Source organism: Epilithonimonas hungarica, from assembly GCF_900102265.1.
Classification (GTDB): domain Bacteria; phylum Bacteroidota; class Bacteroidia; order Flavobacteriales; family Weeksellaceae; genus Epilithonimonas; species Epilithonimonas hungarica.
Map to the genome: position 1 here is coordinate 903,575 of NZ_FNBH01000001.1, position 25,250 is coordinate 928,824.

Below are 25,250 nucleotides of genomic sequence, written 5' to 3' on the forward strand. Positions count from 1 at the left end.
GTATTATTTTATTTTGATAACTACTTTTCCCTTTGCTTGTCCGCTTTCGACGTAATTGATGGCGTCATTTGTTTGTTCAAAAGGGAATATTTTGTCTATGGTTGGTTTTATTATATCAGCTTCGATAAGCTTTCTGATTTTTGAAAGTTGTTTTCCATTGGCCTGCATAAACAGAAAGGAATAATCTATATTTTGTTTTTTTGCTTCTTTTCTTGTTTTACGACTTAAAAGTGATATAATAAGCTTCAAAAAAAAGTTGAGTCCAATTTCTTTTGCAAAAGCCGGATCTGGCGGACCTGAGATTGAGATCAATTTTCCGCCGGCTTTCAATATTCTGAGTGATTTTTCCAAAGTTTCCTGATTTTGGCTGTTCAGGACCAGGTCATAACTGGTTAGAATATTTTCAAAATCCTGAGTTTTATAATCGATGATAACATCGGCCCCAAGCCGTTTTACCAAATCGAAATTCTTTTCGCTGGTTGTGGTTGCAACGAAAGCGCCCAAATGTTTTGCCAGCTGAATCGCAATGGTTCCGACACCACCAGAACCAGCCTGTACAAATACTTTTTGACCTTTTTTCAAATTAGCCTTTTCAATCAATGCCTGCCAAACAGTCAACGCTACCAATGGAATCGAAGCCGCCTCTTCCATCGAAATGTTTTTTGGTTTCAGAGCGACAAAGTTTTCATTGATCGTAACATATTCTGCAAACGCACCAATATGGAAATCGGGAAGTCTGGAGAAAACTTCGTCTCCAACTTTAAAATTCTGCACTTTTGAACCAATTTTTTTGACAATTCCTGCGATATCGTGTCCTAAGATCAGAGGAAACTTGTAAGGAAGTATCATCTTGAATTCCCCACTTTTCAGTTTGCTATCCAGTTGATTGACACTTGCAGAATGAATCTCTACCAAAACTTCATTTTCCTGTGGACTGGGTTCTGGAAATTCTACTAACTTGAGTTTGTCTGTTTTACTGTAGCGTTGTAATGTAAATGCTTTCATAGTTTTATTTTGTACCAATCGGTATATTTTAAGTTAAAAAAATTATTTGATCAATTCTGTGTCGATGATTTTCTCGATTCTTTCTAAGGCGTTGAAAAGATGAGTTTTGTTATTCATCGTTTTTGAAAGCAGAATTCCACCTTCTATCAATGCAATGAATTGATAAGCATATTTCTGAGAATCAATACTTTCTATAATTTCGTTTTGAGTCTTTCCTTTTTCTAAAATTCGATTCCATTGATTCGCCCAATTTTCAAAATTCTTAGCAACTTCAGCTTTAAGGAAAGGCATTGTATCGTCAGCTTCTACAGCAGTATTAAGATGTGGACAACCACCACGGGAGAAATTGACTTCCCAAGTTTTTCTGTAATAATCTATAATTGTGAATAGTTTTTCACGAGTTGTCATTTCGCTGTTTAATTGATTAACGAAATCTGTTTGGAGCCTTTTAGAATTATAAAGATAAACTTCTTTGGCCACTTCATCTTTGTTTTCGAAATTTCCATAAATGCTTCCTTTTGTTAATCCGGTTGCAGAAGTAATGTCGGACAAAGACGTTCCTGCATAACCTTTCTTATTGAAAAGTTCTGAGGTTTGTTCTATGATAAACTGTCTTGTTTTTTCTGCTTTTGACATTATTTATTTTGAATTGACTTTGCAAAGATAAACAAATTATATACCAATTGGTATATTTTGAAAATTTATTTGAAAACAAAAACCCGAAAGCCAAAAAACTCCCGGGTTAAACTTAAAAATTGAAAAATCTTACTTTTTGATAATTTTATACGAACTGCTTTTTTGTTCAGATAAAATTTTAATAACATAATTTCCTTTTGGTAAAGAAGAAACGTTCATCTGTAGTTTTTTTGTATTAGCTGGATTACCCAATAATAATTTCCCGGAATAATCATAAACCTGAACAGAAGAGATCTGTGAATCTCCGGAAATATTGATAATATCAGCCACTGGATTTGGATAAACTGAAAATTGATTTTTACTGAAATCCGTTACAGCCATTGCTTCATCAGCGGTCACGGTCCACAGTTCATAACCGCTATCGTTATATTTTGCAGTAAAATATAATTTGTCACCCATCGCCGTAAAGTAAGGTGTGTAACCTAATGCGTCCTGTGACGGATTCTGTGGGTCAGCTGTTATCTTTTGGGTTCCTGCAACTGTCCCGTCGGATTTCCATAACTGATAATATTCTTCATTATTGACAGCTCTGAAGTATAGTTTACCTCCCATCACCTGGAAAAGCATTGGTGAAATAGTAATGCCCATAGAATCACCAGGCCCCGGCAAAACATCCATAAATAATTGAGTCCCTTCCGGTGTTCCGTCGGTTACCCAGATTTCTCCGCCGTGCTCCGCATCTCTTAATGTTAGAAATAACTTATTGTTATAAATGATATATTTAAACTGTGGAATTACACCATTTTCAGTTCCTTCGTAGACATCTTTCAAGATTTTAGTTCCAGCTTCAGTACCATCTGTTGTCCAGATCTCTCTACCGGTTTCACTGCTGTAAGCTGTAAAAAATAATTTTCCATTAAAGTCAATAAAATCAGATGGCAGAGAGTTTCCATTTCCATCAGTATTGATATTTTTTATCATATAAGTCCCGCCACTGGTTCCATCCGTTGCCCAGAGTTCTATACCGTTTGTCCCGTCGTCGGCATTGAAATATATTTTATTACCAAACGCTTTCAGGTTGGAAGGGTTGGAACTTTCTGCGTGAATATCTTTTACCATTTGCGTTCCGGCCTCGGTTCCGTCGGAAACCCAAAGTTCGAAACCGTGTTGTCCATTGTCATAATCGAACCCGTCAAGAGCATTGAAGTAAAGCTTATTATTCAGAACAGTGAAATAAGAAGGATTGGAACCAAATTCTCCTTCACGGAGGTCTGTAACCATTGCGGTTCCGGCTGTTGTTCCGTCGGTTTTCCAAAGTTCGGTTCCGTGAATGCCATCTTCTGACCTGAAGTATAGCGCATTGTTGAACTCCACAAATTCAAAAGCATAAGAGCTTCCGTTGCCGGGATACATGTCCTTCACAAGTACTGTTCCTGCTTCTGTTCCGTCAGATGTCCAGAGCTCATTTCCGTTAGTTTCATCTGTGGCAGTAAAAATCAATTTTCCGTTAAGAATTTTTAGATTGCCAATGTCAGAACCATTACTTCCGGGATTGATATCTTTTACCAGTTTTGTCTCTTCGCCATCTGTGACCCAAAGCTCTTTTCCGTGTTCGCCGTCATCAGCTACAAAATAAATTTTTGAATCAAGTTTGATAAGATTCTCCGGTAAAGAATCTCCGGAAGGATTGATGTCTTTTACCATTTTAAAGACCGGCGTCTGTTGAGCACTAATTTCCAGAAATGAAACCAATAATGCCGCAAGGATAAATTTACTCTTCATATAAATAATTTCTTTTGAGTAAAATTAGAACCTTAATCTAAGAAAGCGGAGAAGTATGCTTTTAGATATCTGAAAATTTCAAGAAAACAAAAATTTTTTATTTTTAATTACTTGAAAAACAGATGGTTTTATCTGTATTATTTTTAGATTAAGAAATTTTATTTTCGATGTTTTTATTAATTTTTCTCGACTTTTTGACCAAGAAATAACTTAATATAAAGATTGAAAAAATTAAAATCCCCAGAAGAACCCAAATGATGATTTTAGAATTTTTTTGTTTTGAATCATAAGTTTTCTGCTTGAACTCATTTCTTTTTTTGATGAGCTCGTTCACTGTTTTTATCTCTTCTTCAGAAAATTTGGATTGGATAGAATCAAATAAATTTTGGTATTTCAAATGATTTTCAAAATCATCAAGTTCGATGTAATTTTCAGCCAATAATTTGTAAATGCGACTTTCCATTTCGATTTGATTCACTTCTTTGGAAAGTGGAAGTGCGGAAAACAAGATTTCATTTGATATTTTGAAATCATTCTTTGAGTTTTTGATTTCAGAAAGCCCGATCAATGCATTACATTCCAAAGATTTTGCGCCATTTTTTCTGGCATCGGCCAAACCTTTTTCAAAACTGACTTGCGCCGAATCTTTATCGATTTTCAGATAACAATAACCTTTCTGATTGTAAGCCTGCCCGAGATTGGCAACTGCAAACCCATTGCCTTTATCTTTCTGGAATTCCGCAATGGCCTTATTAAAATGCTTAATCGCATAACCACAATCTAGACTTCTTTTATAAAGAAAACCTTTCAGCAGATTGATATTTCCAATCAGATATTTCATAGAATCTGGCAGAGAAACCGATTGCGAAAGTTTGTCCGCCTTGTCCAGATAATGCCACGCTTCGTCCCGCATTTCTATACGGATATAGAGATTTCCAATTAATCCTAAAGTTCTGATTTGATTGGCGTTATCTTTTGTTTTTTCAGATAATTCATTGGCTTTCAGGGCAAACTCAATGGCTTTCTGATAATTGCTCAAACCCGAATATCCGTTGGATATCAAGATGTAAGATGAGATTTTATAGGAATCAGAAATATCTTTTTTCTTCAAAATTTCTTTCCCGGTTTCAATGGTCTTTTCAGGATTTTTGAATAAAAATGCATTAGCAGAACCAATCAGGCTGTCAATTTCTTTATTGTTTTGTGCAAAAGAAAAATTTCCCAAAACAATCAAAATCATTAATATGAAAATTCTAAATACTCTCATCTTATTGATTTTTAATAGTTTTAATAAACGAAGCCGGCGAATGTCCTGTAACCTGCTTGAAAACGGTAGAAAACAAACTATGTGAAGAAAATCCGGCTTCTTCAGCCAAATGACTGACTTTGTATTTGAGATAGACCGGATTATTTTTTAATTTGTTGATAATGTAATTGATTCTCAGTTCATTGATGTACGAGTGGAAATTTTTATTCTTATAAGTATTGATGATTTCGGATAAATATTTTGTGTTCGTGTTCAGGTTTTCTGCAAGAAGATTAAGCGAAATCTCTGAATCCAAATATTCATCATTTGATTCGAATTTTTCTAGTTTTTCCAATAGAAAACTAATTGTTTTATCAGGAATTACAATTTTTCCGGCACTTTCCTGCGCTTTGTTTTCAGCGATGAATTTTTCTCTATCTTCAGCTTCCTGTTTGGATTTTTCGTAATCGTTTTGTTTCTGATTTAATTTTCGATTAAAGAAATAAGCAACCGTGAAGACAAGCAATATCGCAATGGCAATGAAGTAGGACATCTTTGTTTGTTGCTCAGATTTTGTCTCCAGAATTTCATCCTGCTTTTGACCGATTTTATTCAAAAAAGATATTCTTGCATTTTCCTTCACTGAACTCAAAGAATCTTGCAAAGCAGTCTGAAGCTGATAATATTCCCGATATTTATCCTTGTTTTTTGATTTATTATAATTTTTAACCGCCAAATTATAAATCTCTTCTCTCAGCCAAACATCCTGAACTTTTTTATTAATTAGTTTCAAAGATTCGATGTAATCAATATTCTTATCGGATTCTTTTCTTGAGGATTGAATCTTTGCTTTCGCATAAAAATAATAAGGCTCGTAACGCTGAATTTTCTGAGCATAATATTGTGCTGAATCCAACTTTCCGAGATTGGAATAGGAGAGAGCGTAATAGAAATTACTAAGCTCTGGAAAAGATTTATTTTTTTGTTTTTCAAATAGTTTTAAATCCTTAACGGTTTGATTCCAGTTAGAATCAGAGTAAGATTTTATGGCTTTTTCGTAATAATTCTGAGTGATTTCTTTTTCATTTTTGATGAGATATAATTGAGAAAATTCGATTCCCAATTCATCACAAAGTCTCGCCAGAAGAAAGTTGATTTGAAATTCATTTTCCGTACGATTGGATTCTTTTGAAAGTTCCAGACATTGAAATAATTTCTCACTCGCCGAGTTGTAATCGCCTCTTATCAAATAACTTTCTGTAAGAAGCAGAAGGGCTTTTATTTTATCATTGTTATCAGAACTGTTTTTGAAAAGGAATTCTGAAATAATAGCAGATTCTGAAGGTTTTTTATAAAGTAAATCCTTGGATTCCAGGAACAAAGTTTCTGCATCCCGGCTATTTTGCGCTTTGATGATTGTACCGAATACGAGAAAAAAGGCTAAAATTAATTTCAAAACGAAATAGGTCTGATTACTTATAAACCAGTAAATTTATGTAAATATTTTTTCAAAAAAATATCTTTTATGTCGCAAATATTGAATATGTCGTAAAAAAAATGCTCCCGAAAAAAATCCCGAGAGCATCACGTATAGAGAGAATAATGAATGTTTATTTGCAGCCGCCACCTAAGCTTTTGTAGATGTTGACAACTGCGCTCAGCTGTCTTTCCTTAGCTTCAATGAGTTCCATTTTGGCGTCCAACGCATCACGCTGATTCATCAGAACTTCCAGATAATCCGCTCTCATATTTCTGAATAATTGATTGGCAATGTCAATTCCCTGGTCAAGCGCCTGAACTTCCTGAGACTTCATTTCATAATACTTATCGAGGTTTTTAATCGCCGACATTTGATTGGTAATATCAAGATAAGCACTTAGAATTGTTTTATCATATTCATACAAAGCCTGGATTTGCCTTGCATCCGCCGATTTGAAATTCGCTTGAATCGCGCTTTTGTTAATCAGCGGACCAGCCAATTCTCCAACCAAACTGTAAGCAATTGATTCTGGCATTTTTACCAAATATGAAGGATTAAAAGCTTCCAAACCAAGCGCCGAATTGATTTCCAGACTTGGATAGAATTCTTTTCTCGCCGCTTCTACATCTAGTTTGGCAGATTGCAATTCCAATTCAGCTTGTTTAATGTCAGGACGATTCGCTAATAACTGAGACGGAATTCCCGTATAAACCGTTTGAGGAACAATCGACATAAAACTTTCTTTGGTTCTAACAATCGGTTGCGGGTAACGACCAAGCAAAGCATTGATCTGGTTTTCCTTTTCCGTGATTTGCTGTTTCAGATCGTATTCAGTTGCATTGGATTTCGCCAGCTCAGCCTCGAATTTTTTCACGGCCAATTCCGTTGCAGCCATTGCCTGCTTTTGGATTTTAGCCACTTCAAGTGCTTTTTTCTGCAAATCCATATATTGATGAATAATATCCAGTTGATTATCAAGGGATAATAACTCGTAGTAATTATCCGCAACTTCAGCAATCAGACTTGACAAAACAAAATTCTTTCCTTCAACTGTAGACAAATAATGAGCAACAGCAGCTTGCTTTTCAGTTCTTAACTTATGCCAGATATCGACTTCCCAATTGGCTACCAAACCACCTTCAAAATTTCCTAAATTCTCAGGAACTTCTTTTCCATCGGTTATTTCTGTAGAAGCATCACCGGCTCCGGTACTTGTATAGCGGCCAACTTTTTCGATTCCGGCACCTAATTTAGCAGCAACGGTCGGACTTAGTTTTCCGTTTTTATACATCACGTCGTTTTTCGCGATCTCGATTTGCTGAAGCGTGATCATTAATTCCTGATTATTTTTCAAAGCTTCATCAATCAGTTTCACAAGATTCGGGTCTGTGAAAAACTCTTTCCAAGGTGTGATTCCGGAATTGTTTTCCGAAACATTTTGGTTTTCAAAATTTTGAGGAATGGTTTCTTTTACTCTATCCTGAATTTTGGTCGCCATTGGTGCTTTACATCCAATCAATGCTAATGAAACGAATGCTCCAGCTATTATATTTTTATTTATCTTCAAATTTTCCATCATGTTGGTAAGGTTCAGTTTGTTCTGTTAAAGGATTTTCTTCTTCATAATAAGTCAGTTTTGACTTGGCCGCAATGTTGGCGAAAATGTAATACAATCCAGGAATAATCATCAATCCGAAAATAGTTCCGATGAGCATTCCTCCTGCAGCTGCAGTTCCAATCGTTCTGTTACCAACAGCTCCAGGTCCAGTTGCTAAAGCCAATGGAATTAGACCAGCAATAAATGCAAATGATGTCATCAAAATCGGACGGAATCTCAAAGCTGCACCTTGCAATGCTGCTTCTTTTGTAGAAAGTCCTTCTTCTGCTTTTTTCTGAACTGCGAATTCGACGATCAAAACCGCATTCTTTCCGAGTAATCCGATGAGCATTACCATAGCCACCTGTGCATAGATATTATTCTCCAGTCCGAAAAGTGTTAAACATAAAAACGCTCCGAAAATCCCCGTTGGTAAAGACAAAATAATTGGCAACGGTAAAATGAAACTTTCGTATTGAGCAGAAAGAATCAGATAAACGAATCCAAGACAAACCAAGAAGATGTAAATCGCTTCGTTACCTCTGGAAACTTCGTCTTTAGAAATACCAGCCCAGTCGATTCCGAAACCTCTTGGCAATGTTTTATCTGCAACTTCCTGGATCGCTTTGATTGCATCTCCGGAACTATATCCAGGAGCCGGCGTTCCACTCACTTCGGAAGAGTTGTACATATTATGTCTTGTGATTTCCGACAATCCATACACTTTTTCAAGATGCATAAAATCTGAATAAGGAACCATTTGGTCTTTATCATTTTTGACATACAATTTCAATAAATCACTTGGCAAAGCTCGATATTGTGGACCGGCCTGAACAATTACTTTATAGGGTCTGTCGAATCTGATGAAACTCGTTTCGTAATTGGAACCAATCAAAGTCGAAAGGTTATCCATTGCCTTTTCTATCGTTACGCCTTTTTGTTCCGCCAGATCATTATCGACTTTCAGCATATACTGAGGGAAACTTGCAGAATAGAATGTGAAAGCTGAACCGAGTTCCGGGCGTTTTTTCAATTCTTTTACAAAATCGTTGCTGACCTGTTCCATTTTGTGATAATCACCACTTCCGGCTTTGTCCAAAAGTCTTAATTCAAAACCTCCTGCAGCTCCATAACCGGGAATTGATGGCGGTTGGAAGAATTCTATATTCGCTCCCGGAATTTCTTTCGCTTTTTGTTCCAGTTGCTCAATGATTTCTGTTGCAGATTCTTTTCTTTCGTCCCATTTTTTAAGATTAATCAGACAAGTTCCGGAGTTAGAGCCTGTTCCTTCGGTCAAAATCTCATAACCTGCCAAAGAGGAAACAGACGAAACGCCATCGATATCTTCAGATGCTTTTTGAAGTTGCAAAGCAATCTGATTCGTTCTTTCCAAAGTTGAACCCGGCGGCGTTTGAATGATCGCATAGATCATCCCCTGGTCTTCACTTGGAATGAATCCCGAAGGCAATTTGTTACTCAAGAAAAATGTTCCGATACAGAAAAGAACCAATAACGGAAGTGTTACCATTTTTCTTGTAACAACTTTAGTCAATAAATTGTGATATTTTCCAGCTCCAATCGTGAATAAGTTGTTGAAACCATCCAAAAATCTTGTGACAGGCGTTTTCTTTTTCTCTTTTCCATGATTGTTTTTAAGAATCAGAGCACATAAAGCAGGTGTCAATGTCAAAGCGACAACTCCGGACAAAATAATGGATGAAACCATCGTAATGGAAAACTGGCGATAGAAAACCCCAACCGGACCAGACATAAACGCAACCGGAATGAAAACCGAAGCCATTACCAAAGTGATAGCGATAATTGCACCGCTGATTTCGTGCATTGCTTCTTCTGTTGCTTTGAGTGGTGACAGATGCTTCTCTTCCATCTTGGCGTGGACGGCTTCTATCACAACAATCGCATCATCGACGACAATCCCAATGGCCATTACTAGAGCAAAAAGTGAAATCAAGTTCAAAGTAATTCCAAAAGCAGACATTACTGCAAACGTTCCAACTAAAGAAACCGGGACTGCAATTGTCGGGATCAAAGTAGAGCGCCAATCTCCTAAGAAAAGGAAAACCACGATTGCTACCAATATGAACGCTTCAAATAAAGTATGAACTACTTTTTCAATCGATGCATCCAGGAATCTTGAAACATCATAACTAATTTCGTAATGCATTCCTTTTGGGAAGGTTTTCTGCAAATCAGACATTAATATTTTTACATTCTTGATAACATCACTTGCGTTAGAACCATAAGATTGTTTCAAAGTAATCGCTGCAGACGGTTTTCCATTCAAAGTAGAGTAGATGTCATACATTGACGAACCGAATTCTATATCAGCAACATCTTTCAGTCTTACAAACTCTCCGTCAGTTTTAGCTTTCAGAATGATATTTCCATAATCTTTTTCATTATTGAAACGACCTGGATATTTCAGAATATACTCGAATGATTGAGAACGTTTTCCGGAACTTTCACCTGTTTTTCCTGGTGAAGCCTCCAAACTTTGTTCATTTAACGCCTCCATTATTTCGTCTGCGGAAATGTCGTAGGCTGTCATTCTATCAGGTTTCAGCCAAATACGCATTGCATATTCACGGGTTCCCAAGATGTCAGCAAAACCAACACCGCTAACTCTTCTCAATTCTGACATTACGTTGATGTCCGCGTAGTTGAAAAGGAATTTTTGGTCGGCTTTCGGGTCATCACTGTAAAGGTTGATATACATTAGCATATTTGGCTCTTCACGCGTGATTTTCACACCTTCGCGAACTACCAAAGGAGGTAATTTGTTAACCACCGATGATACACGATTCTGAACATTGACGGCAGCAACATTCGGGTCAGTTCCCAGATCAAAAACCACTTGGATAGAAGCTTCACCGTCGTTTCCGGCATCAGAAGTCATATATTTCATTCCAGGAACGCCATTTAGTCCACGTTCCAAAGGAATTACAACAGATTTGATCAGCAATTCATTATTAGCTCCGGGATATTCCGCAGTGATGTTCACTTTTGGTGGAGAGATGGAAGGGAATTGCGTGATAGGAAGTTTTACCAAAGATAAAATACCCATAAAAACAATAATCAGCGAGATGACTATTGACAGAACTGGTCTGCGAATGAATTTCTTAAACATAAAGGATTTATTTTTTTAGATAATAGATGAGAGACGAATAGATTATAGACAAGAATCAAGAGGCTTCGACAAGCTCAGTCTGACAACTTTTATCATTTATCAATCATCATTTATCACTTATGTAATTAGTTGGCTTGTAGTTTTAATGAGCTCAAGACTTTTTTCGGATCTTGGAATTTGGTTTCCACTTTTTGGTCATCTTTCACTTTTTGAACACCTTCTAACAAAATTTTGTCACCAACATCAAGACCTTCAGAAACTACATAGATATCAGGTAATTCATAAGCGATTTTGATGTTTTTGGATCTTGCAACGCCGTCTTTTCCAACTACGAAAACATATTTCTGATCTTGGATTTCGTAAGTAGCTTTTTGAGGAATGATCAATGCATTTTTCAAAGGAAGAGTCATTTGGATTTTTCCGGTTTCTCCGTTTCTCAATAGTTGATTTGGATTTGGGAACTTGGCTCGGAAAGCTATATTTCCTGTTTCGTTATCGAATTCGCCTTCTATGGTTTGGATAATTCCTTTATCAGGGAAAGTTTCGCCATTTGCCATGATCAAAGAAACCAGATTGTTTCCACGTTCGGCAGAATGAGTCTGATAATTAAGATATTCAGGTTCAGAAACATTGAAGTATGCGAAGATCCCACCATTATCGGAAAGGCTTGTCAGTAGATCACCTTCATCCACCAAGCTTCCTAATTTCAGAGGAAGACGGTCAATGATCCCTGAAAATGGCGCTTTAATTGTCGTGAAGGATAAATGTGTTTGAGCAAGATTCAACTCAGCTTTTGCTGCATCCAATTTAGCTTTTGCCATTCTTTTTTCATTGATGGAAACAACATTGTTATTTGCTAATGTGCTGGAATTTTGTAACTCGATCTCTGCCTGAGCAACTTCCGCCTTAGCTTTCAAAACATCAGCCTGATAAAGCTGGGGCATAATTCTGAACAAAACCTGTCCGGCTTGTACATGCTGACCTTCATCAACATATATTTTTTCAAGGAATCCTTTTTCCTGGGCACGGATCTCGATATTTCTCTCCGATCTGATCTGGGAAACAAATTCCTTGTTGATCACGGTGTCCATTTTTACAGGAGATGTTACGGGATAAACGACAGATTCTTCTTTTTCTTCTTTCTTGTCTTTGCAGCTTAAGATCATCAATAATGTGCTGAAAATAAGAGTAAGTGTGACTCTCTTCATTTTAAATAAATTTTATTTTTTTGATTGGATATTGAAAGAATAATCTATTAGAAGTTCAATTTTAGAATTAAAATCACAACCAATGATTACTCGAAGTGTTGAATAGGGGATTTTCAAAAACAACAGAGATTGTTACCACTTTGGAATAAGGGTAATCTTGCTTTTGAAAAGTTGCAGTTTAAATACGGATCGTACGCAGCAGAATAAATCTTTTGACCGAGGAAACAATGAGTTCCGGCTTGTGAAAAGTTTGCGTCCTACGTCTTAAATATAAATGTAAAAGATAACCAAACCCGAATGTTGCGACAATCGCAATAAAGTTATAAGCATTAGAAAAATTCAGATTGGTTTCCTCGGGAGAGTCCAGAGAATCGTTGATCTGTTGTAGTGATGCTTTCTCTAATGAATGATTCAGGTGGTGTTTTTTAGCGAAAGAAAACATATGCAACGATACATCCTGATTTCCAAAATCTTGCTGGAAATCAAGTGTCTGCTTGTTCTCTGCTGTGAACAACAGAAAAATAAACATTAGAATATATACGATTGCATTCTTCATTTTGATACTGCAAATTTACATCACATAATTGTTAAAATAATCTTAAAGCCTCATTTTTAAGGCATTTTTAAGTTCTGAGATTAATTTCTATATCAAATCTGTTTTTACTAATTTTAAGGATTCAAAAATTGCTGATGCCACTTTATAAAGATTTTTCCGATGATGTAGCCAAAATTCTGATCTGGGAATTTGATAAGGAAGAAGAATTAGATCCGGAACTTTTGTTGGAACCAGAAAATCAGCACAAGATTCTTGGTTATCATCCGAACAAAATTGCAGAAGTTCTGATGGTAAGGAAAATGTTGAAGACTGTTCTTCCAGACCACAAGATCCTTTATAGAGAAAATGGTGAACCTTATCTTTTTCCGCAAGATCATTATATTTCTGTAAGCCATTCTTTTCCATTGGCTGCCTTGGCTATCTCAAAAAATAAAGTCGGAATTGACCTCGAAAAGAGAAAAGAAAAGATCAGGTACATCCGGCACAAATTCATTCTTCATGAGGATATTTTCATTGATAATAATGAAGAAGTAGATTTTTTAACGGCAATCTGGTGTGTGAAAGAAGCACTTTACAAGATCCATCACAGCAAACATTGGTCACTTAAAAAGCATTATGATGTTTTACCTTTTGAACTTCAGGAAAATTTTACGGTAAAAAGCAGAGTCTATGACCTTGAAAATGAAGATTTTTTCAAGGCTAGAATTTCTTTTTTTGACAATTATTGTTTAGCGATCGTTGATTGATAGATCAGATATTCTTCGATGATCTTTCTCTGATCTTTTGCAACGTCATTGATCAATTCTAGTAATTCTTTGATGTTTTTAATTTCAGTTAGATGACTTACTGTGAAAGGCTTTCTTTCATTAGAAATGGCTTGGGATTCTAACTCTGCTTTTCTTTTTTCCAACAGATCTGTTACGTGGTCTTCTGGTTTTATGTGGCTTTCTGCTCTGGTTTTCTCATCCAGGTCTTTCTGAAATAGCAGGGAAGAGGTTCTCAACAATTCCGCAGAGATCTTGATCTTCCAGTTTTCAAAATCAATTTCCGGAAAGTCGTGACCTGTTTTCGCGTATTGGGATAATGATGCTGTATAGGCTGTGATCAAATGCGTCGTGGTCACGAATTGATGTACGGTTTCTAATTTTCTTTGCTGATTTTTCGGGTCAGAGATCATTCTTTGGAAATTGTCGGAAAGATTCGCTAGATCAATAATTGCATTTTTTCTTTTCAACCGGAAGTCTTGATCATCAAGCTCATGCTTGAGGAAATGATCCATGACCAATCGGAAATATTCCAGATTACTTTTGGATGATTTTTTCATTAAGTCGAGATTCTGGGTGTGTTCCCAAACCGGTAAGATGAAGTAAGCGACTAAAAACGTAATGACGCCGCCAATCAAAGTATCCAACAATCTATCTTTGAAAATAAGATTGACGTTGCCAGGCCTTAGAAAATTGAATGACAGAAAAATGTAAATCGTCATAAATAAAACTGCCCAAAAATAATTGGATTTTAACAGGCTGAAACAAATGATCATACTTACGAGAAGTATTGCCAAAAGCACGGATGGTTCATCTAAAAAATATAAAATTATATAAGCAATGATCGCCCCGGCCAAGGTCCCAAAAAAACGAAGAAGATTTCTGTGTTTTGTTGTGGAATAAGCAGGTTTCAGGATGGCGATAATTGTAATAAGGATCCAATAAGAATGCCCAATGCCGAGAATCTCAAACCTGGATACAATATAACCTAACAACAACGCAATCGTTACTCTGATCGCATGACGAAAATGCCCGGATTTAAGAGAAAAATTAGATAAGAAAACTTTGTGATTAAGCTGTTCTTCTTTTGGTAAGAATTTGGAATAATCCAATCCTGTGGATAAACTTTTTGCCAGTTTTACATCTTGGGAATTAACTTTCAGAATGGTATTAACTTCGTCGGTAATTTCAGTGATCCTCATCAAAACCTGACGTAGCATCATAAAATCTTCCAGAGTTTCTGAAGAAAATCTTTGAGAACGATGCTCAAAAAACTCATCGTAGATCTTTTTCAGCTCTTCGTCAAAATTTGTGGTCTGTTTGTATGACAGACCACTTTGCAGAGATATTCCGAGATTGGTGATCTCGTCCGCCATCAGCATCAGATAATAATGGATGTTTTGAATCAGTTTTGTATCTCCAAAGACTTGATTCATCCTTTTGTAATCGTTTTCCGAGGTTAACAATTTATCATAGAGATCGACAGAATTGAGGAACATCAACATAAGGATCCTGCTTTGTGTCGTAGATTCGTTAACGATTTTTCTGGTTTTAAAAACAATTTCCCGGGTGTCTTCCTGATGGTTCTTTATTTTGATCTGTTGAGAGATCAATTGATTTAATAATGAATCAAAATCCGGATCTTTTGTATAATATTTGGCTTTGATCCTGAGATAGTCTGCCAGTTCCAAGTAGTTTTCTCCAACAACCTGACTTGCCAGTTTATAAGGTTGTAATGTAGAGACCACCATGAATACTATAAAAAACCAAAAACAACCTAAGAAGAATATAAAAGAGCTTCTGAAAATATCATCGCCTGTAAGATGTCCATCAATAAAGATACTTAGAACAACAAGCGCCAAAGAACCGAATGTTGCCAATCGTAATCCGTAAACACCAATCATCGAAAAGAAGAATCCACAAAGAACAATCTCCAAATAAACTGCAATTGGGAAATCTTTGATAATACTTGCGAATAAAGCGATCAGAAAGAAAGAAAATATGGATAATAATAAAGTATTCCTTCTTCTGATAAAAGGTCCTGGCTGGTCTGTAAGTCCAACAAAACTGGTTCCGAGTGGAAATAGAAAATATTCTTTCAATAATCCGAACTGTGCCAAAATAATACTGGGAATTACAATTGCCAAAGCAATCCTTGCCCCGGAATAGATGTACTGGCTCGTCAAAAATTTTTTGAGTTCGGAACTATAGTTCATACTACAAATTTAAAAATAAAATGCCTCTTATGAGAAGAGGCATTTTAAAAAATATAGTTAATAAAATAATATTAATAATCTGTTGCGTTATAAGTTTCGCTACCAATGTTCCAGGTCAAACCAAATCTAAGCGTATTATCCAAGGCCGAATTGATCTTAGACGTATTGATAAGATAAGAAAGGTCTAATCCAAATGAGGCATACTTGAACCCAACACCCACGGTTGCATATTGTCTGGCACCTTGTTCCGGTGCTTCTGTGAAATAACCGGCTCTTAAAGCAAAAGTTTCATCATACGAGTATTCCGCAGCTCCGCTGAACATGATACTTTTCTTATTACTGAATGATTTTCCGATTCCTTCCATTACACCAACATTTGGAACTTGTCCAGTGGTTTCATCCGGACCAGGCACCAATATCTTAGAAGCTTCTCCACTTAAACTGAATCTGTTCTGATCATCTATTAGCAGGTCATAGCCAAGACCTAATCTTGCCATTGTAGGAAGATAGGATCTAGATTCTTCATCACCCGTGTAATCTAGTTTTGGACCTAAGTTCTGTACTGCCCAACCTGCTTTTACACGACCTTCATAACCGCTGATACTTTCATGCTTTGGAGACATAAAGTATCCCGAAACATCTACAGCGAATGTATTAGCTGGTTTCAGCGTTCCGTCTGTAGACCCAAAGTTTCCTCCTAGATCTGACCTGATGAATCGCCCGGTAACTGCCATGGAGTAAGTGTCCGTTAATTTCAGACCATAGGCAAGGTCGATAGAGAATTCATTTGGTTTTGATGTTCCCATTTGTTGCACGTCATTTCCTACAATACTTGTAAGATCAACTTCCCCCATATTGAAATAGTAGATACTCGCACTAAGTGTAGATCTTTCCTCGTCTCCTAAAAATGTATAGAATGATCCGTAAAGTAAGAATACATCGCTGGTAAGCTTACTCATATATGGAGTATAGTTAACACCGAATCCTGAAGATACTTTTGCAAAAGGATATTTTGCAGCATTCCAAAATTGTGAGAATACATCGGTAGATGTGACCACCCCTTGGTCACCCATACCACCAGCTCTTGCATCTGGAGAAATTCTCAGAAATGGAGCACCTGTCAATACAGGTTGGACGTTTTGAGAAAAAGCAAAGGCAGATACGCCAATTCCTAATCCTAAAAATAATCTTTTTGTTAAATTCATTTTTGCTCTTTTAAGGTAAAATTTACCGATATATTATGTTTTTATTTTAATAATACCATTTTTTCCACAGCCGTTGCACTTCCGGAACATTTTTCCTGATTCTGGCTGCGTGCAAATATCTTAAAAATATACGTACCTTTTGCAACAGTATCACCAAAATCATCTTTTCCGTCCCATTCTATTGCCTGTCTTGGCGTTCTGAAGCCTTGTAAAAATGGTTCTGCTGAGATACTTGTGGACAAGGTCCTCACGACTTTCCCTGTAATTGTATAGATCTGGACATTCACATCTAATATGTCATCACAGTTATGCTCGAACTGGACATAAGTTTTATTAGTAAAAGGATTTGGCCAGTTAAGTAGTCTGTTCACAACTAATTTTTGGTCGGCCTCATCTTTTACTACAAAGTTTAACGTAGAGGTTGTAGAATTATTGTTGATGTCCCAAACTTTAAAGGTCAATTGATGTTCGCCGGGAGTCAAACTTTTTAAAGGGAAGGTTACTGATCCTTTTTGATAATCCTGCAAGTCTCCATATTTACACCCATTGTTATCACCTGAAATAAAATAGTCATTAATAGCAGTCGTATTTACCACATCACCGTCTAGAACAAATGTAATGTCATGTCCAATTCCCGCTCCTGTAGAATTGATTCCCATATTATCTCTAACACAGGCAAGCAACATTGGGTTTTGGTCTGTTATACCTCCGTTGGCAAAATTAATATTGTTCATATAAAGATTGACCAAAGGTGCTTCAGAGTCATTGATACCATCTGGGTTTATGCCTCCTACGGTTTGGATCTGATTGTTAAATACATCGTACGCACTTGCTTTCTTATCTTCGAAGTTTTCAGCATATACAAGAATTCTACCGCTTCCCAATTCGTAATTGATATCTTTTGGTACATAGAATTCTACTGAAAAATTGCCATCATTGACTTGGCCGGAAGCTTTTACGATAGCACTTGGCTCTTCGGTAAATTTCATTACCATTGGAACCGAACCGGGATCTACATTATCATTGTTCAGTGTACTTTTTTCAATTTTTTTATCAAAGATATTGACTACAACACGCCCTTTAAAAGTATTGTCTAATGTTCCATTGGCTTTTAGGACACGCCCTTTGACTTTAACAAAGTCTAATGCTCTTATTTGGTTTGGGACGGGGGTTTCTATTTCATCTATTTGAAGTAATCTCTTGGGTCTGCTCAGCTTCATGGCGGGATCCCCTAAAAAATTAACTCTAAGACTATTGACATCAGATCCATATCCGGAAGTAGTGAAAAAGTCCCTTTTCGCAGCAAGATGTGCATCTCCAATAGTAGTGAAATCGTCAGTCGTAGGGTTTACTTTGAACAAGTTCTTTATGAAAAGTGGAGTGATCTTTCTTCCATAATCTACAGAAATGGCACGACTGGAAGTAATTAGTGTAGCTGCACCGCCGGTAGTATGTTTTATCATTTGTTCGCCTACAGAATTAGTAGTGGGTTCATCCCAAAGCGTAAACTCACATGTTATGGTAGAGACAAGGGGAAATCTACTGTAAACAGAAGAGAAATTATTAAAGCCCTGAACTTCTGTAGAGGTCAGTACTCTTTCTTGCGCCCATCCATTGATGCCACCATGTCCAAAGTAAAACAAAAATAAACTGTTGCCAATGTCATTTGTAATGGCTTGATTCACTTGTGGGTATCTCTGTCCACCTGCACTTGTTACAGCTGGGAAAGCGTCTAGATAAAGTTTTTTGATATTGTATTCTGGTTTATTGGTAGCTGTGAAGTTCTGAGTTATAGCATAGTCAACCAGATAATGGAATGGACCAGGTATTCCGGCTGGTGTACCGGCGCCCTCATAATCATCATCAGCTACGTAATCCATTTTCATTCGCCATTCTCCAAAAGGATTGGTTTGTCCAGGCAGATCATTGTAATAGGCAAGTGTCTTATCTATCATGACCTTGGCCTCTTGTACATTGTCTGCGGGTAATCTCCCAATAGGAAGATCGGGTAAAAATTGACTAATATTGAACGTTGTGTTGGAAGAGACTGTTTGTTTACTGGTCAAAACAAAATAGTCATCCGTTACATAAGAATTTTTTACATCCGCACTGCTTTCACTTTGGTAGCTAGGTATCACGTCAGTATTATTCGCGATACGGTTTTTGTAGTCGTATGATGTATCGCCTATCAGAAGAACATACTTTAATGGGTGCGCAGGTGTGTTCAATTTGGTAATGAAATCCCTAATCGCCGTAATGTCTTTTCCGCCACTACTGAACTCATTATATATTTTATTTACGTCTACAATTTGAGCATTATATCCATTTTTTGATTGATGATGGGTTGCCAGCCTTTGTGCCTGGCTAAAATATGCTGGCTGGGTAATAATAAGATAGTCAACATTAGTAAGAGCAGACAGGTCTTGATTATCTATCCTGCCAACAAAGCTAGGTTCGAAAGCAGCAGAGTTTTTAAAGGCAGTAAACTCATTGTTGAAGTTTAGGCTACTTGCCAGATATCCAAAATTAAAGGTTGAGTTTTGTGAATTTTTGTTAGTTACTTTTTTAGGGTTTGTAACGTCAGAAACGTCCCATATTTGTTCTATGTTAGATGCGTTGGCTACAGAAAAACCATATAAACTATTGCTTCCTTCTGCAATTCCAAAATCTCTAAAATTCATTTGAGAATCATTATAACTTAGATCCTCCTTGTATTGTACCTCTGCATAATCAAAATAAAAGACACCATTTGGATTTGCACTTGTATTGGGAGTGTATTTGAATTTAATGCTATTTCCAGTTTGGTTCGTTAACGTTCCAAAATGTTTCTCAGTATCAAAATTATTATCTGTCCCTACTACAGATTGCTCAGTCGAATTTCCGTTTACATCAATGTTTATCCGTGCCAACTGTGCATTGAAACCGATAGTTTGTGTCCTGAAAAGTATGGCATCACTTGCTCTCATTGGACTTCTTGTCGTAAATGTAATTTCTCTACTTCCGGATATGGCATCACCAGTCCAAATTCTACCTAATTTTACAAGATTGAATTTTTCTTCGTTGATGTACTGATAATCATCATATCTTGTGATCAAGGTAGTTGGAAGTGTGCTGTCAACTGTCTGTACTCTTTTGCCTGGGCCAAGGTCAAAGTTTATAAAATAATATGAATAGTCATCATAAATATTCACGAAATTATTTGATGGATCTGATCTGTATTCCTTTCTTTTAAATCCTTTACCATTATTTGTATTGAATAAATTATATCCATTTGGTCCTTGTGCATAAAATAATGCATAATCATTATCGTTCCATACGCCATCATCTTCTCCCACTACTTGTATGGCATCTTCTTGCAAAGCACCATATCGCCCATCTTGGTTATACTCTGGTAATGCCAATCCTCCATTTCCGTAAATTCTGAAATTCTTAGGATTGATGCCATTGGGATTGATACCATTTTGTTGTAAAAATTGTTTGGTGATTTTGAAGATACCGCTTTTATTTACTTTTATTTTATAAAAAGTACCTGATTTTAAAGGGTTTTCGGTTGTTCCGTACTTTAGATCCCCAATTTTATCCGTTTCTGAAATTCTCTTATTGGTTTGAGTAATATTGAAGGAAACCAATTTATATATCTTATTATTTTCAGATTTTATAGTTTCTATAAGAATATTGGCATTCTCAGAGTTTTCAGAATTATTGAAAAAATAGGCTATACTGATCTTTGGAGATGAGGAAACCGAATTTATGTTCAGGTCACCTTTATCTTTTGCAGGTAACTCTTGCCACTGCAACTGATCTATATTGATCTGATTATTGGTCTTAAAATTAAAACCAGCAAAAACGGTATTGTTTTCTATTTGATGATTGTAATTGGTAAAAAAAGGATAACTTAGTTTCTCGGACTCTCCGCGGTCTATCTGTTTGAGGCCTTCCCAGTTGAGGACTACTTTTTGAGCGAACCCGGACATAGAAAGAAAACACAAAGCAATAATATAGAATTTGAATTTCATCAATGATATTTTATTTAAGATTACAAAATAAACGATTTTTTTAAAAAAATGGTATATAATAAAATTAATTTAATTGCGTTTTATCAAAAAAAGGCAAACAATATTTGATTAATTAAAGAATTTATTTTTTCTTTGTACTTTGAAAATTTCTACATCAATTATGAAAAAAACCAAACTGTTTTCGATAGTTACTTTAAGCGCCACAATTCTACTGGTAAGCTGTGGGGGAGGAGGCAACTCCAAGAATGCAAAGCCTGGCGGAAGCGGATTTGTAAGCAAGACCGGTTGGAAACCCAATGATAAAAATGGTTGGGCTTTTTCAGGAAAAGAACAAAAGGCAAAGGCATTGCCGGGGATGGTCTATGTAGAAGGTGGAACTTTTACAATGGGCTTAGTGGCTGACAATGTAATGCATGATTGGAATAATACACCAAGAAGAATGCAGGTTAGCTCTTTCTATTTGGGTGATACAGAAATTACCAATTATGAATATAGATCATATGTCACTTGGCTAAGATTAGTATTCCCTTCATCAGACCCTAATTTTAAGAACATCCAAGTTGGTGCTTTACCAGATACTTTGGTTTGGAATAATAAGCTTTCTCGTAACGATTATGCTGAAACTTACTTCCGCTCTCCAGAATATGACTACTATCCTGTTGTAGGTGTCTCTTGGTTGCAGGCTACAAAATATTGTGACTGGCTTACAGACAGAGCTAATGAAAAAGCATTGATGAATCAGGGTGTCATTGCCAAAGATCTTTACAGCGCTGATAAAGGTTCAACGGCTGGAGCTACGTTCAATATGGACAAATTCAAATCTGGTGACCCTGAATTGGATTCTTACATAGATAAGCAAAAGCTTCAGAAGAGAACAGGCATCAAAACTACTAATGAGAAAATCATTGCTGCTAACAGAGGTGCAACATCTGGTCTTGTAGAAAAATTCAGACTTCCGACAGAGGTAGAGTGGGAATTTGCGGCATTAGGTCTTCAAAAACAAAGAGAATATAACAATTATCTAGGTAAAAATACAGAGATTTCTAACCTGAAAGGTAAAAAAGGAAGAAATAGAGGTATGTACTTGGAAAACTTCAAGATTGGTAGAGGAGATTACTCCGGTGTTGCTGGTTGGAAAAACGATGGCGCACCTACAACTGCTGATGTGAAACAATATCCTTCTAATGATCTTGGACTTTATGGTATGTATGGTAACGTTGCAGAATGGGTAGCTGATATCTACAGACCAATGATAGATGAAGAATTTAGCGACTTTAATTACTATAGAGGGAACGTAGTAACACAGCCTGTAAGAAATGAGGACGGAACATACAAGAAAATAGATAATACGAGCATCAAGTATGACACTCTTGCTGATGGCCGTGTGGTTTATAGAGGATTACCAGGTGAGTTCGAGAGAAAAACCCTTGAGGATAACAGCAATTATAGAGATGGAGATTATCAGTCTTCACTTGACGCTGGAGGAACGCCACCTAGTGATAGCGCAGAGTTTAATATGTATAATTCTGTTAAACCAAAATTCATTGTCAATAAAGATGGAAGTGTAGTTCTTGAAAAAGATAAAGCTAAAGTTACTTCACAAATATCAGATTATGTCAGAGTGGTGAAAGGTGGTTCTTGGTTAGATTCAGCTTATTGGTTGGATCCGGGACAAAGAAGATTCAAAAATCAAACAAAAGGTTACGGCTGGATAGGTTTCCGTGTAGCACAAGATGCTAAGAATAGCAAAAAGGCACGTACAAAAAGATAATTGATATAATATCAGATAAAAAACAGCAGAATTTCCTGCTGTTTTTTGTTTTTATATAGAAGCATTTTAATATTTTTGAACCATGAATATCAGTGAATTTTATCCAATATTTTTGCAAAGTAAGAACGTTGTAATAGATAGCAGAAAAGTTGAAAAAGAAAGTATATTCTTTGCTTTTTCCGGTGAAAGCTACAATGCTGCAGAAAAAGCAACGGATGCAATAAACATGGGCGCTTCGGCAGTAATTGTCGAAGATGAGAAATATGTTGATCCTCCAAATAATATATTCTATGTACCTTCTACCTTGACATTTTTGCAGCATCTGGCCATATTTCATAGAGATCAATTAGATATTCCATTCATCGGACTTACAGGAAGTAACGGAAAGACAACCACCAAAGAACTGATCAGCAGTGTTCTTGCAGAAAAATTCAATGTTCAATATACATTTGGAAATCTTAATAATCACATTGGTGTTCCTTTGACGATTCTTTCGGTAAGAAAAGGACATGAGATTGCGGTTATAGAAATGGGAGCTAATCACCAAAAAGAAATTGAATATCTCTGTGCAATTGCAAAACCTAATTTAGGTTATATCACCAATTTTGGGAAAGCACATCTCGAAGGTTTTGGAGGCTTTGAAGGTGTGATCAAGGGCAAATCTGAACTTTATGATTATCTAAAACAACACCGGCAGACAATTCTTGTTAATGAGAATGATAAGATCCAGTATGAGAAGACAGATAATTATTCACCAAAAATAACCTTTGGTGCCCCAGGATCCGATTATTTCTTCGAACCGATATATAAAGACCATTTTGTTGGAATTAATTACCAAGGAACAGAGATGTTCTCAAATCTTACAGGAAATTACAATTATGATAACTTATCAGCAGCAGTTACATTAGGTTTACATTTTGGTCTTGATATTTCTCAAATAAAGAAAGCAATAGAAAATTATATACCCTCCAACATGCGGTCTCAAATCCAGAAAAAAGGAAATAAGACGTTGGTTTTGGACACTTACAATGCAAATCCAAGTAGTATGCAAGTGTCTTTGGAGAATTTCAAAACATTTGAAGGAAGCAAGCTGATTATTATTGGAGATATGTTGGAGTTGGGAGAAGAAAGCCTGAAAGAACATCAGAGTATTTTAGAATTTGCCAAAGCTTGTGGCTTTGATGAAATGATAACTGTTGGCCCTAATTTCAAATCGGTCTGCAACTCAGATCGTGCATTTGAAAACACTACACAGCTCATTGAATGGTTAAAATCCAACCCAGTTAGAAAAGAGAATGTCTTACTAAAAGCATCTCGTGGAATAGCACTCGAAAAAATAATCGATTATATATAAAATAAAAATCCTCAAACTATTGAGGATTTTTATTTTTGAAGTTGTTAAGGATCAATTTGATATTCTGGAAAGTCGAAGGCAGAATTATATTTTCAATTTCTTCCTCGGTTTTCCAACCCACTTCATTGATGCCTTCTTCTATTTGTGGTTTTGGGGTTTCATTTCCATTATAAGACATCTCGAACCAGTAAGTGGTCTTCAAAACTTTTTGTCCATCCCTCTCGGTATAGACATGGTAAGTCGGATTGATAAAGTCTTTCAGCTCAAGGTCGGAGATTCCACATTCTTCTTCTACTTCTCGTATGGCAGCAAGTTCTCGGGATTCACCGATCTCAATTTTACCTTTTGGAAGGTCCCATTTTCCTAATCTATGAATGAAAAGTATTTTGTTTTCTGGATTTAGGACAATGCCACCAGCAGCTTCAATGTTTTTGAAAAATTGTTTGAAATCTGTCCATAGTTTATCAATATCCGAATGATAAATATTCAAACCTTGTGATGGTGTGTTTTCTAGTAGATCAATAGCGAAATCAAAACTATGCGCCCCATCATAATTCAGTGTTTTAGGGCTATTTTGAGGCTCAGAACTCAAAATTAATTTTTTCTCATTGATAAAAACTTTATACATTTGTAGGGCTATTAATATTAATACAAAAATATAAAAATGAATTTAGAAGGACGAAAAATTATAGTAAATAAATCTTCATCAGAATTGGCCGGGATGCTTAAAAACCCTCAGGATTATAAGGACCTGATGCCGGAAGGCCTTCAGAGTTTTGAAGCAAGGGAAGATGGTTTCAAATTCGGACTGAAAGGGATGCCGGAAATTGCTTTAAAAATAGATAATGTTTCTAATGAGCAGGTTGTATTGAAATCAGCAAGCTCAAGCCTGGATTTCGCTTTGACAGGTTCTATGAATCCTTTAAATGAAAATCAGACCGAGGTTCAACTGTTATTTGAAGGAAAATTCAATCCGTTCATCAAAATGATGGTGGAAAAACCGCTACAGAATTTTATCAACTCTTTGACAGACAAGATCGAGCAGTTGTAGAATTTTAATTTATAATAAAACCTTTTAAGAATCTGTAACTCTGAAGGGTTTTTTTTATTTACATTTTTAATGCTTTTCAAGCAAAGAGACGTGAACGTTTTTACGAAAAATACTGCTACTTATCTTGCTTTGGGTTTAATATTGACGTTTTCCGTGCCCAAATTTTATTATCAAAACAGATGGGCTTTATATTGTCTATATTTTAATGGCAATTT

17 protein-coding genes are annotated in these 25,250 nt (G+C 36.2%); 4 read left to right on the top strand and 13 right to left on the bottom strand.

Annotated features, from left to right (window positions below; translation table 11 throughout):
- Positions 1-3: 3 nt before the first annotated feature.
- From BLT30_RS04165 to BLT30_RS04205, 9 genes are all read right to left on the bottom strand, one after another.
- A complete protein-coding gene (locus tag BLT30_RS04165; RefSeq protein WP_089871669.1) occupies positions 4-1,005 on the bottom strand; it encodes an NADP-dependent oxidoreductase in 1,002 nt (333 codons plus the stop codon).
- A gap of 42 nt (positions 1,006-1,047) precedes the next feature.
- Positions 1,048-1,641, bottom strand: a complete 594-nt coding sequence (locus BLT30_RS04170) for a TetR/AcrR family transcriptional regulator (protein ID WP_027384562.1) — start codon at positions 1,639-1,641, stop codon at positions 1,048-1,050.
- 129 nt (positions 1,642-1,770) lie between these two features.
- Positions 1,771-3,423 carry an ELWxxDGT repeat protein gene (locus BLT30_RS04175; protein ID WP_089871671.1) on the bottom strand — a complete coding sequence of 551 codons (1,653 nt, stop codon included), beginning with the start codon at positions 3,421-3,423 and terminating at the stop codon, positions 1,771-1,773.
- 148 nt (positions 3,424-3,571) lie between these two features.
- Positions 3,572-4,690 (bottom strand): tetratricopeptide repeat protein, encoded by a 1,119-nt coding sequence (locus tag BLT30_RS04180; protein ID WP_139166570.1) that lies wholly within the window; start codon positions 4,688-4,690, stop codon positions 3,572-3,574.
- A 1-nt stretch (position 4,691) separates the two neighbouring features.
- Entirely contained in the window at positions 4,692-6,125 is a 1,434-nt protein-coding gene (locus BLT30_RS04185; RefSeq protein ID WP_089871675.1) for a helix-turn-helix domain-containing protein, read from the bottom strand.
- A 154-nt stretch (positions 6,126-6,279) separates the two neighbouring features.
- On the bottom strand, positions 6,280-7,725 hold the full coding sequence (locus tag BLT30_RS04190) for a TolC family protein (protein WP_089872893.1): 1,446 nt from the start codon (positions 7,723-7,725) through the stop codon (positions 6,280-6,282).
- Complete coding sequence (locus tag BLT30_RS04195) at positions 7,703-10,894, bottom strand: efflux RND transporter permease subunit (RefSeq protein ID WP_089871676.1); 3,192 nt, start codon at positions 10,892-10,894, stop codon at positions 7,703-7,705. Before BLT30_RS04195 ends, BLT30_RS04190 begins: the two co-directional genes overlap by 23 nt.
- A 125-nt stretch (positions 10,895-11,019) precedes the next feature.
- The gene (locus BLT30_RS04200) at positions 11,020-12,102 is read right to left on the bottom strand and encodes an efflux RND transporter periplasmic adaptor subunit (RefSeq protein WP_089871678.1); all 1,083 of its coding nucleotides are present in this window, start codon (positions 12,100-12,102) and stop codon (positions 11,020-11,022) included.
- 178 nt (positions 12,103-12,280) lie between these two features.
- Positions 12,281-12,658, bottom strand: a complete 378-nt coding sequence (locus BLT30_RS04205) for a hypothetical protein (RefSeq protein ID WP_089871679.1) — start codon at positions 12,656-12,658, stop codon at positions 12,281-12,283.
- Positions 12,659-12,792: 134 nt separating this feature from the next.
- Here BLT30_RS04205 and BLT30_RS04210 point away from each other — a divergent pair, with 134 nt between their 5' ends.
- Positions 12,793-13,404: a 4'-phosphopantetheinyl transferase family protein gene (locus tag BLT30_RS04210; protein WP_089871681.1), complete on the top strand. Its 612-nt coding sequence runs from the start codon at positions 12,793-12,795 to the stop codon at positions 13,402-13,404.
- Here the strand turns inward: BLT30_RS04210 and BLT30_RS04215 are convergent.
- From BLT30_RS04215 to porU, 3 genes are all read right to left on the bottom strand, one after another.
- A complete protein-coding gene (locus tag BLT30_RS04215) occupies positions 13,380-15,638 on the bottom strand; it encodes an FUSC family protein (RefSeq protein ID WP_089871682.1) in 2,259 nt (752 codons plus the stop codon). The genes BLT30_RS04210 and BLT30_RS04215 overlap by 25 nt on opposite strands.
- 71 nt (positions 15,639-15,709) lie before the next feature.
- A complete protein-coding gene (porV, locus tag BLT30_RS04220) occupies positions 15,710-16,843 on the bottom strand; it encodes a type IX secretion system outer membrane channel protein PorV (protein ID WP_089871684.1) in 1,134 nt (377 codons plus the stop codon).
- A 41-nt stretch (positions 16,844-16,884) separates the two neighbouring features.
- Entirely contained in the window at positions 16,885-20,859 is a 3,975-nt protein-coding gene (porU, locus tag BLT30_RS04225) for a type IX secretion system sortase PorU (RefSeq protein ID WP_089871686.1), read from the bottom strand.
- A gap of 160 nt (positions 20,860-21,019) precedes the next feature.
- Between porU and gldJ the strand changes: the two genes are divergently transcribed.
- Both gldJ and BLT30_RS04235 read left to right on the top strand, forming a co-directional pair.
- Complete coding sequence (gene gldJ / locus BLT30_RS04230) at positions 21,020-22,630, top strand: gliding motility lipoprotein GldJ (RefSeq protein ID WP_089871688.1); 1,611 nt, start codon at positions 21,020-21,022, stop codon at positions 22,628-22,630.
- Positions 22,631-22,712: 82 nt separating this feature from the next.
- Positions 22,713-23,984: a UDP-N-acetylmuramoyl-tripeptide--D-alanyl-D-alanine ligase gene (locus BLT30_RS04235; protein WP_089871690.1), complete on the top strand. Its 1,272-nt coding sequence runs from the start codon at positions 22,713-22,715 to the stop codon at positions 23,982-23,984.
- 16 nt (positions 23,985-24,000) lie between these two features.
- On the opposite strand, the gene BLT30_RS04240 is transcribed toward BLT30_RS04235, so the two are convergent.
- A complete protein-coding gene (locus BLT30_RS04240) occupies positions 24,001-24,612 on the bottom strand; it encodes an NUDIX hydrolase (protein ID WP_089871692.1) in 612 nt (203 codons plus the stop codon).
- A 36-nt stretch (positions 24,613-24,648) separates the two neighbouring features.
- On the opposite strand from BLT30_RS04240, the gene BLT30_RS04245 reads away from it, so the two are divergent.
- The gene (locus BLT30_RS04245; RefSeq protein ID WP_089871694.1) at positions 24,649-25,035 is read left to right on the top strand and encodes an orotate phosphoribosyltransferase; all 387 of its coding nucleotides are present in this window, start codon (positions 24,649-24,651) and stop codon (positions 25,033-25,035) included.
- The last annotated feature ends 215 nt before the right edge of the window (positions 25,036-25,250 follow it).